Below are 9,279 nucleotides of genomic sequence, written 5' to 3'. Positions count from 1 at the left end.
AACGCTCGGCTGGGAAACCCCAGCCGAGCGCCTGCATAAACTCATCGCGGCCTGATCAAACCGACCACGTGTTGCAACGACCCCTAGAAACCGCCGAGTGGAGACCGGGGCCCGGGAATGCCTGGGGTCAGACGTTCACGCCGTAGTCGGTGGCGATGCCGCGCAGGCCGGAGGCGTAGCCCTGGCCTATGGCGCGGAACTTCCACTCGGCGCCGTTGCGGTACAGCTCGCCGAAGACCATCGCGGTCTCGGTCGAGGCGTCCTCGCTCAGGTCGTAGCGGGCGATCTCCTGACCGTTGGCCTGGTTGACGATCCGGATGAAGGCGTTGCGGACCTGGCCGAAGTTCTGCAGCCGGGCATCGGCGTCGTAGATCGACACCGGGAAGACGACCTTGGCGACGTCGGCCGGCACCCGCGCCAGGTCGACCTTGATCTGCTCGTCGTCGCCGTCGCCGCCACCGGTCAGGTTGTCGCCGCTGTGCTCGACCGAACCCTCGGGGCTGCGCAGGTTGTTGAAGAAGACGAAGTGCTGGTCCGAGACCACCTTGCCGAGCGCGTTGCACAGCAGCGCGCTGGCGTCCAGGTCGTAGTCGGCCCCAGTGGTGGTGCGCACGTCCCAGCCGAGACCCACGATCACGGCGCTCAGACCCGGCGCCTCCTTGCTCAGCGAGACGTTGCCGCCCTTGGCCAGCGAAACTCCCACAATGCCCTCCTCGGATCTCTCCCTGCGGACGAATCTACAACACTGTAGAGATCGCGAGAATCCGCCTGCGGGCGGGCCCCGCCCCGGGGATTTCTCAGGGCCGGGAACGGGAACCGCCGCCTCACCTCGCGTCGTCGATGATGATCCGCAGCGCACCCCGGGCGGCGGCCGCCCGACGCCCCCAGTCCGACAGCAGGCGCAGCAGCGCGCGCTCGTCCTCCGGCAGCCGCACAAGATCCACCTGCCCGATCTCCCGCACCAGCGCGGCCGTGGCCGGCTCCTTGATCCGCGTGCTGTGGTCGATGTCCGGCTCGTGCCGGGCCAGGGTCGGCAGGGCGTGCGCGCCGAGGCGTCGCAGGACCGCCCTGGTCGCACCACCGTCGGCCCAGGTCTCCAGCGCGCCGGGCTCCGGCGGTGGGCCCGCCGCCCGGCCGGTCCGGGCCTTCACGGCGACCCGGTAGAGCACCAGGAGGTATTCGCCCTCCCCGCGCTCGTCGCCCGCTTCACAGCGTCGCAGCACGCGCCCCTCCCCTCGCTCCCGCCACTCCTCCGTATCCGGAGCACCGTACCCGGTCGGGGCGCCGGGTCCGTACAGCCGCCCTAGACTGGCCCTGGCCGCTCTGCAGGCTCCGTTCGCGCCCTGATCACCTCGGCGCGCCCTGATGCGAGGCCCTCGCGGGAGGTTCCCATGCGCCAGCGGTACAGCTTCCACGTCGACCGGGCCGGCCACTCGGTCACCGTCAATGTCCGCTCCGGCTGGATCACCGAGACCGAGCTGCTGGTGGACGGCAAGGAGTGCGCCTTCCACCGCGTCCACGGCCACGGCAGCTACCCGCTGACGCTCTCCGGCCAGCTGCCCGAGGAGCCGCCGCAGCCGCTCGCCGTCACCCTCGACCGCACGGGCCGGGCGGAGCACCCGCTCGCCTGCGTGCTGGCGGTCGCGGGCTGCGAGCAGCCGATGCCGGAACACACCGCGCGCTGAATCCGCCCGCGGGGGTGGTTTGCGGACGAAAAGCCCGAAAACCTACAATCCTTCGTCCGCTTCCACCTCCTGCTCGAAGGCCTCCGCATGACCTCCCCCATCACCCCCGACGCCTTCGACGAGCTGCTGCGCGAGGTGATGGCCGACGCCGAGCGCTTCGGTCACCGCCAGCACGTCCGGCTCACCTGGCTCGCCGTCCGCCGCCACGGCGCCACCGCCGCGCTCGACCTCGTCGGCGAGGGCATCCGGCGCACCGCCACCAAGGCCGGGGCGCCGCAGAAGTTCCACGTCACCATGACCCGGGCCTGGGTCGAGCTGGTGGCCCAGCACGCCGACGGCGCGGGCGACTTCGAGGAGTTCACCGCCCGCCACCCCGAGCTGCTCGACCGGGACCTGCTCACCCGCCACTACCGGCCCGAGACCCTGGCCGACGAACGGGCACGCACCGCCTGGGTCGAGCCGGACCTCTCCCCCTTCCCCTGGGCCTGCTGAGCCCGGACCGCGCTCCGATCGAGCCCCGATCGAGCCCCGATCCAGCCCCGACCGAGCCCGCCGGTTGCCCGACCGGCGGGCTCTCGCCCACCCGCAGGGCTACCTTGCTAGCAATCTAGCGTGCTAGCATCCTTGCTGTGGGAGACGACGATGTGAAGCAGTTCAACGTGTACCTGCCGATCGGCCTGATCAAGCAGGTCAAGTACCGCGCCATCGAGTCGGAGCTGTCGCTCTCGGCGCTGGTCGCCGAGGCGCTGCGCGCCTATCTCGAAGCCCCCACCCCCCAGCACGAGCAACCGTTCGACGAATCCGTCCAGGAGGACTGAGATGACGACCGAAGGCATCGAAGCCGTGTTCATCGAGACCCACAACTGGGGCAAGTCCGCGAAGTTCTTCCAGAGCCTCGGCTTCCAGCTGGAGTTCGAGACCGACCACAATTCGGGTCAGCTGCGCAACGGCGAGGGCCCGACCGTCTTCATCGCCGAGGTCCCCGCGGACCGGGAGACGCCGCTCCAGCTGGTGCTGAAGGTCGCCGACGCCGACGCCTTCCAGCCCGGCGAGGGCGTGGAGGTGGTGACGCCGTTCGAGGACACCCACTTCGGGACCAGGCTGATGACCGTCCGTGACCCCGACGGACGGCTCTGGAACCTGCAGGCGCCGGCCAAGGCCGAGTAGCGGCAAACCGCGCCCGAGGACGACTGCCAGGCCGGTACGGCGGATCCGCCGTACCGGCCGTCGGCGTCGCCGCTACTGCGGGGCGATCTCCGAGGCGGCCTGCGCGACGATCTCCTCGACCGCCTTCCGGGCCCGCTCGGCGTCCGCCTGCACCAGGCCGATGCGGGTCCTGCGGTCGAGCACGTCGGCCGCGTCGAGCGCGCCCTCGTGGGTGACGGCGTAGGCGATCTCGGCGCGGGTCACGTCCAGGCCGTCGGCGACCGGCGTCAACTCCCCAGCCGCCAGCACCTCGTGGGCCGCGCCGCCGTGCCGGGCGAGCAGCGAGGCGGGCACCGGGGCGGCCGGGGCCGGGCGGCTGTCACGGTGGCCGGGGGCGCCGACCAGCGGGAGGCGGGCCGTCCAGCAGGTGCGGGCGGGCAGGCCGCGCAACCGTACGGCGGCGTCCACCGCGTCCTCGGCCATCTGCCGGTAGGTGGTGAGCTTGCCGCCGACCACGGTGACCACCCCGGACGGGGACTCCAGCACCGCGTGCTCCCGGGAGATGTCGGCGGTGTTCCCGCCCCCGGTGTCGATCAGCGGGCGCAGCCCGGCGTAGGCGCCGCGCACGTCCTGCCTGGTCAGCTCGGTGGCGAGGGCGGCGTTGACGGTGTCGAGGAGGAAGGTCAGCTCGGCCTCGGTGGGCTGCGGCTCGTCCGGGATCGGGCCGGGGGCGTCCTCGTCGGTCAGGCCGATCGCGACCCGGCCGAGCTGCTGCGGCAGGGCGAAGACGAAGCGGCTGACGGAACCGGGCACCGGCACGGTCAGCGCGGCGGTCGGGTGCCCCAGGGCCGCGGCGTCCACCAGCAGGTGGGTGCCCCGGCTGGGCCGCAGCTTGATCGAGGTGTCCACCTCGCCCGCCCACACCCCGGTGGCGTTGATGACCGCGCCCGCGGTGACGGTCAGCGTCTGGCCGGTCAGCGTGTCCACCAGCCGGGCAGAGGTCCCGGTGACGGACTCGGCCCGCACCCGGGTCAGCACGCTCGCGCCGTACTGCGCGGCGGTGCGCGCCAGGGCGACCACCAACCGTGCGTCGTCCACGAGTTGGCCGTCGTGCGCGACCAGCGCCCCGCGCAGGCCGGCCGTCCGCACGCCCGGCACCAGCCGGCGGGTGCGGGCCGCGTCGACCCGGCGCACCCGGGGCAGCAGGGCGCCCGGCGTGCCGGCGCCGAGCCGCAGCGCGTCGCCGGCGTGGAAGCCCGCACGGATCAGCGAAGCCTGGCCCGGGCGCAGCAAGTCCGGGAGCAGCGGCACGAGTTGGGGCAGGGCGCGGACCAGGTGCGGGGCGGTGCGGGTCATCAGCACGCCGCGCTCGACCGCGCTCTCCCGGGCCACCTTGACCCGGCCGGAGGCGAGATAGCGCAGTCCGCCGTGCACCAGCTTGGAGCTCCAGCGGCTCGTGCCGAAGGCGAGGTCGCGGGCCTCGACCAGCACCGTGCGCAGGCCACGCGAGGCGGCGTCCAGGGCCGCCCCGGCGCCGGTGACGCCGCCGCCGATCACCAGCAGGTCGATGCGCGGGTCGTCGGCGAGCGCTTCGAGCTCCAACGTCCGGCGGGCGGCGTTGAGTCGGCTGGTTCCGGCGAAGGGACTGACGAATGGACCGGCCGAGGGGCCGGCGGGAGAACCGGGGTGGGAACCGGCGGACGAACCGGCGGTGGGCGTCATGGCGCGAGGTATCCGTTCAGTGCTCTGGCCAGTTCGCGCCGCCAGGCCGCCTCGGGGAGCAGGGAGGCGACCATGCGGTGCGACTGGACGGTGGACTGGGCGATCAGCAGGACCATGGCCGCCAGTTCGGTCGGCTCACCGGCCCGGATGGAGCCGCCGGCCTGCCCCTGCTCGATGCCGGTGCGCAGCGCCTCCAGCAGGCCGCGCTGGCTGGCGCCGAGCCGCTCGACCACGTACTGGAGCAGCAGGTCGGAGTCGTCGGAGTGGAGCAGGACGCCGAGCACCGGGTGGTCGCGCAGCCGGACGGCTACCTCGACCACCCGCTCCACCAGGGTCTCCCGGTCGTGGACGTCGAGCGCGGCGCCCTCCAGGGTGGCCAGGATCTCCCGGGTGAGCAGCGCCCCGATCACCGCCCGGACGTCCGGCCAGCGCCGGTAGACGGTCGGGCGGCTGACCCCGGCGCGGCGCGCGATCTCCGCCAGCTGGGTCCGGCGGACGCCGAGGTGGACGATCAGGTCGGCGGCGGCGTCCAGGATCGCATCGTCGGTGCTGCGGGGTTGCTCGGCCTCGGCGGGCTCGACGTTACTACTTGACATGATGTGTGAAACTGTAACGCATGGCACCTGAGACGCAAGCGGGACCGGCGAACGCCGCGCTGCCGCTCCCCCCGATGAAGTGGGACGCCTGGGGCGACCCGGCCCTCGCCAAGGAGCTGTCCGCGGACATCAAGGGACTGCTCGCCGCCGCCCTCGGCGTCACCGGCGACGCCGCCCCCGGCCCCAGCGCCGAGGAGGTCGTCCTGCGTCCCTCCCGGATCACCGCCGAGGACCTCAAGGCGCTGGCCGCCGCCGTCGGCGAGGCGCACGTCAGCGCCGCCGACGCCGACCGCCTGCCGCGCGCCGGCGGCAAGTCCACCCCCGACCTGCTGCGCCGCCGCAGCCGCGAACCGCAGGACGCCCCCGACGCCGTGGTCGTGCCCGGCAGCGAGCAGGAGATCGCCGCCGTCCTGGCCGTCTGCGCCGAACGCCGCATCGCCGTCGTCCCGTTCGGCGGCGGTACCAGCGTGGTCGGCGGCCTCGACCCCGAGCGCGGCGCCCTCCAGGCCGTCGTCTCGCTCGACCTGCGCCGCTTCGACCAGCTGATCGACCTGGACGAGACCTCCGGCGAGGCCGTCCTCGGCGCCGGCCTCACCGGCCCGGCCGCCGAAGCCCTGCTCGCCGAGCGCGGCTGGGAACTCGGCCACTACCCGCAGAGCTTCCGCTACGCCACCATCGGCGGCTTCGCGGCCACCCGCTCCTCCGGCCAGGACTCCGCCGGCTACGGGCGCTTCGACGAGATGGTCCGCGGCCTGCGCGTGATCACCCCCGTCGGTGTGCTGGACCTCGGCCGCGCCCCCGCCTCCGCCGCCGGACCCGACCTGCGCCAGCTCTTCCTCGGCTCCGAGGGCACCCTCGGCGTGATCACCGCCGTCCGGCTGCGCGTGCACCCGCTGCCCGCCGTCAAGGCGTACGAGGCGTGGAGCTTCCCCGACTTCGCCACCGGCACGGCCGCGCTGCGCGCCGTCGAGCAGCAGGGCACCGGCCCCACCGTGATCCGGCTCTCCGACGAGGCCGAGACCATGGTCAACCTCGCCATGACCGAGCAGATCGGCGGCTCCCCGACGGTCAGCGGCTGCCTGGCCGTCACCGTCTTCGAGGGCGACGCCGCCCAGGTCGCCGGCCGCCGGCAGCTCACCCGCGAGGTACTGCTCGCCGCCGGCGGCACCTCGCTCGGCGAGGAACCCGCCCGGGCCTGGGAGCACGGCCGGTTCAACGCCCCGTACCTGCGCGACTCCCTGCTCAGCGCGGGCGCGCTGTGCGAGACCCTGGAGACGGCGGCCGGCTGGAGCGGACTGGCCCAGCTGCGGACGGCCGTCACCGAGGCGCTCACCGGCGCCCTGCCCGGCGCGCTCGTGCTCTGCCACATCTCGCACGTCTACCCGACCGGCGCCTCGCTCTACTTCACCGTCGTCGCCGCCCTCGGCGAGGACCCGCTCAGCCGCTGGGGCGTCGCCAAGCGCGCCGCCGGGGACGCCATCCTCGGCGCGGGCGGCACCATCACCCACCACCACGCGGTCGGCGCCGACCACCGGCCCTGGATGACCGAGGAGATCGGCGACCTGGGCGTGCGCATCCTGCGCGTTGTCAAGGCCGAACTCGACCCGGCGGGCATCCTCAACCCCGGCAAGCTGATCCCATGACCGGCGCGAGAACCGTCCGCAGGGTCGCCGTTCTCACCAACCCGGCGGCGGGCATCGGCCACGCCGAACCCGCCGCCCGCCGGGCCGTCGCCCGTCTGCGCGCCCTCGGCGTCGCGGTCGAACCGCAGGCCGGGCGCTCCGCCGAGGACGCCGTCCGCCTGGCCCGCGAGGCCGCGGCGGACGGCGTGGACGCGGTGGTCGTGGTCGGCGGCGACGGCATGATCAACCTCGCCCTCCAGGCCCTGGCCGGCACCCCCGTCCCGCTCGGCGTGATACCGGCCGGCACCGGCAACGACCACGCCCGCGAGTACGGCCTGCCGATCGCCGCTCCCGAGGCCGCCGCCGAGGTCATCGCCGCCGGGCGGGTGCACGGCGTCGACCTCGGCCGGATCAGCGGCCCGGACGGCGCCGTCCGCTGGTACGGCTCCGTCCTCGCCACCGGCTTCGACTCGCTGGTCAGCGACCGCGCCAACCGGCTGCGCTGGCCGCGCGGCCGGATGCGCTACAACCTGGCCATCCTCGCCGAGTTCGCCAACCTGCGCCCGCTGCCGTTCCGGATCACCCTCGCCGACGGCACCGTCATCGAACGCGACCTGACGCTGGCCGCCGTCGGCAACACCCGCAGCTACGGCGGCGGCATGCTGATCTGCCCCTCCGCCCTCCCGGACGACGGCCTGCTCGACGTCACCCTGGTCGACGCCATGCCCCGACTGCGGATCGCCCGCTTCTTCCCCACCCTCTTCAAGGGCACCCACATCAGCCACCCGGAGGTCACCACGCTGCGCACGGAGTCCCTGCGGATCGAGTCCCCCGGCATCACCGCCTACGCCGACGGGGAGTTCATCGCGGCCCTGCCGGTCGAGGTCACGGTGGTACGGGAGGCACTACGGCTGCTCGTGCCTTGAGCGACCCGGCCTCCCCGGGCGGCGGTCGCCCGGGGAGGCTCACAGGTGCGCCCTGACCTGCCGCACCGGGTGACCGAGCGCGGCGCCGATCGCCGCCAACTCCGGCTCGGCGAACCGGAGGCACTCCGGGTTCCACACCTCGATCTCGAACCGGGCGAAGCCGCAAGGCCAGTCGTACTCCAGCGCGTCCAGCGTGGTGTCCGCTCCGCAGCAGGGCACCGTCACGGCGAGCGTCGCGGCGTCGTCCTCCGCACGCTCCTCCAGCAACTCGCCCCACCAGTGCGGCCCGAGCGTGCCGCCGCAGTGCGGGCAGCCGATCCGCTCCAGGTTCTCCCCGCAGTCGACCACCGCCGTCCGCTCGTGCCAGCTCACCTCCACCTCGGCGCCGTCGTCCTCCCGGACCAGCTCCGCGACCACCGCCACGGCCCGCGCCGCGGCAGCCGGATCCGGCTGCCACCGCGGGTCGGTCGGGATCACCGACAGCACGTCATCGCTCACCGCGCGCCTCCCGTTCCGCGTTCGTCAGGTGTGCCCGGCGACTGCCCCGGCTTCACCCCACCAGGCGGCGGCGCCACAGCAGCGGACGTATCTCGACCGCGTCGGATGGGTCCCCGCTCCACACCGTCGGCAGGCCGACGGCCGTGAGGGCGGCGACCACCTTCTCGCCGACCGCCGTGGTGGTCGCCGCCGAACCGTCGAAGCCGCCGTAGAGCAGCGAGAGGCCGTGCCCGGCAGCCGCGGACTCGGTGCACTGGAGGTGGAAGTAGACGAAGCCGCGGGCCTCCGGCGCCCCGGCCGCGCCGATCTCGGCCTGACCGCAGGAGCGGCAGCAGGTGAAGTGCTCCCGCGCGGTGATGCCGCTCTCCTCCAGGGCGGCGAACGCGCGGGCGAGGCGCTCCGGGTCCGTCTCACCGACCCAGCCGCTCTGCTCGCCGACCCGCTCCAGCCAGAGCCGGTCGGCCAGTTGCTCGGCCTGCGGGCGGGAGACCGGGCGGCGCTCGGCCGACACCAGGTACTCCTCCGCCTCCTCGGCGAGTCCGGCGCGGTCGGTGTAGCCGCAGGCGAGGGTCAGCCGCAGCCGCTCCTCCAACTCCCGGTGCTCGTCCGCCTCCAGCGCCAGCGCCGGCACAGGCTCCGGTGGCCCGAAGTCGAGCGGCGCCCAGTCCAGGCCGTCGCCCCAGCCCGGCTCCTGGCGCGCCCACCCCGTCATCGCCGAGACCACCGGCTCCGGCCCGTCCACCCGCACCTCGAAGTGCCGGGCGGCGGAGCCGTCCCGGTACTCCAGCGTGTAGTCGCCGCCGTCCTTGTGGCACACCTGGATGTACATGTCCGGCAGGTCGGGTATCCGCTGCACGACGAGGAAGGAGTCGGCCCCCGCGCCGATGCGCCGGACCAGCCCCGCCAGTTCGTCCGCGGTCACCCTCAGGTGCCGCGTCTCGTTCGTCCGCACCGCGATCGCCAGCATGCCGTCACCCTTGCACACGCCTCTGACATTGATGCTGATACTCAGGTTCCGGTGGTCGTGGCTCTGCCACTGACTGACGCTCTGCTGGGCTGTCTTCGGGTTGTTCTGTCCGGCCGC

Annotated in this window: 12 protein-coding genes; 6 read left to right on the top strand and 6 right to left on the bottom strand. The window is 73.8% G+C overall.

Annotated features, from left to right (window positions below; genetic code table 11):
• Window positions 1–127: 127 nt before the first annotated feature.
• Both ACGF12_RS37465 and ACGF12_RS37460 read right to left on the bottom strand, forming a co-directional pair.
• Complete coding sequence (locus ACGF12_RS37465; RefSeq protein ID WP_355672404.1) at window positions 128–703, bottom strand: TerD family protein; 576 nt, start codon at window positions 701–703, stop codon at window positions 128–130.
• Between the two features lie 121 nt (window positions 704–824).
• The gene (locus tag ACGF12_RS37460; protein WP_393040778.1) at window positions 825–1,223 is read right to left on the bottom strand and encodes a hypothetical protein; all 399 of its coding nucleotides are present in this window, start codon (window positions 1,221–1,223) and stop codon (window positions 825–827) included.
• Window positions 1,224–1,391: 168 nt separating this feature from the next.
• On the opposite strand from ACGF12_RS37460, the gene ACGF12_RS37455 reads away from it, so the two are divergent.
• From ACGF12_RS37455 to ACGF12_RS37440, 4 genes are all read left to right on the top strand, one after another.
• The gene (locus ACGF12_RS37455) at window positions 1,392–1,685 is read left to right on the top strand and encodes a hypothetical protein (RefSeq protein WP_393040775.1); all 294 of its coding nucleotides are present in this window, start codon (window positions 1,392–1,394) and stop codon (window positions 1,683–1,685) included.
• Window positions 1,686–1,772: 87 nt separating this feature from the next.
• Window positions 1,773–2,177: a hypothetical protein gene (locus tag ACGF12_RS37450; RefSeq protein WP_393040773.1), complete on the top strand. Its 405-nt coding sequence runs from the start codon at window positions 1,773–1,775 to the stop codon at window positions 2,175–2,177.
• Window positions 2,178–2,314: 137 nt separating this feature from the next.
• On the top strand, window positions 2,315–2,503 hold the full coding sequence (locus tag ACGF12_RS37445; protein ID WP_387627693.1) for a CopG family transcriptional regulator: 189 nt from the start codon (window positions 2,315–2,317) through the stop codon (window positions 2,501–2,503).
• A gap of 1 nt (window position 2,504) precedes the next feature.
• Window positions 2,505–2,852 carry a VOC family protein gene (locus ACGF12_RS37440; protein WP_393040770.1) on the top strand — a complete coding sequence of 116 codons (348 nt, stop codon included), beginning with the start codon at window positions 2,505–2,507 and terminating at the stop codon, window positions 2,850–2,852.
• Window positions 2,853–2,924: 72 nt separating this feature from the next.
• Here ACGF12_RS37440 and ACGF12_RS37435 read toward each other — a convergent pair whose 3' ends face one another.
• Complete coding sequence (locus ACGF12_RS37435) at window positions 2,925–4,553, bottom strand: glycerol-3-phosphate dehydrogenase/oxidase (protein WP_393040767.1); 1,629 nt, start codon at window positions 4,551–4,553, stop codon at window positions 2,925–2,927.
• A complete protein-coding gene (locus ACGF12_RS37430) occupies window positions 4,550–5,149 on the bottom strand; it encodes a TetR/AcrR family transcriptional regulator (RefSeq protein ID WP_393040764.1) in 600 nt (199 codons plus the stop codon). Before ACGF12_RS37430 ends, ACGF12_RS37435 begins: the two co-directional genes overlap by 4 nt.
• Before the next feature lie 20 nt (window positions 5,150–5,169).
• Here ACGF12_RS37430 and ACGF12_RS37425 point away from each other — a divergent pair, with 20 nt between their 5' ends.
• The gene (locus tag ACGF12_RS37425) at window positions 5,170–6,792 is read left to right on the top strand and encodes an FAD-binding oxidoreductase (RefSeq protein ID WP_393040761.1); all 1,623 of its coding nucleotides are present in this window, start codon (window positions 5,170–5,172) and stop codon (window positions 6,790–6,792) included.
• Window positions 6,789–7,697: a diacylglycerol kinase gene (locus tag ACGF12_RS37420; protein WP_393040758.1), complete on the top strand. Its 909-nt coding sequence runs from the start codon at window positions 6,789–6,791 to the stop codon at window positions 7,695–7,697. The genes ACGF12_RS37425 and ACGF12_RS37420 overlap by 4 nt, the downstream gene beginning before the upstream one ends.
• A gap of 39 nt (window positions 7,698–7,736) precedes the next feature.
• Here the strand turns inward: ACGF12_RS37420 and ACGF12_RS37415 are convergent, their stop codons facing one another.
• Window positions 7,737–8,195, bottom strand: coding sequence for a hypothetical protein (locus ACGF12_RS37415; protein WP_393040755.1), 459 nt, complete (start codon window positions 8,193–8,195; stop codon window positions 7,737–7,739).
• Window positions 8,196–8,247: 52 nt separating this feature from the next.
• On the bottom strand, window positions 8,248–9,162 hold the full coding sequence (locus ACGF12_RS37410; protein WP_393040781.1) for a DUF6891 domain-containing protein: 915 nt from the start codon (window positions 9,160–9,162) through the stop codon (window positions 8,248–8,250).
• Window positions 9,163–9,279: the final 117 nt, after the last annotated feature.

It is taken from the genome of Kitasatospora sp. NPDC048296 (genome assembly GCF_043201815.1).
Lineage (GTDB): Bacteria > Actinomycetota > Actinomycetes > Streptomycetales > Streptomycetaceae > Kitasatospora.
The sequence above is the reverse complement of the archived record's forward strand: the minus strand, read 5'-3'. Positions and strand labels throughout refer to the sequence as shown.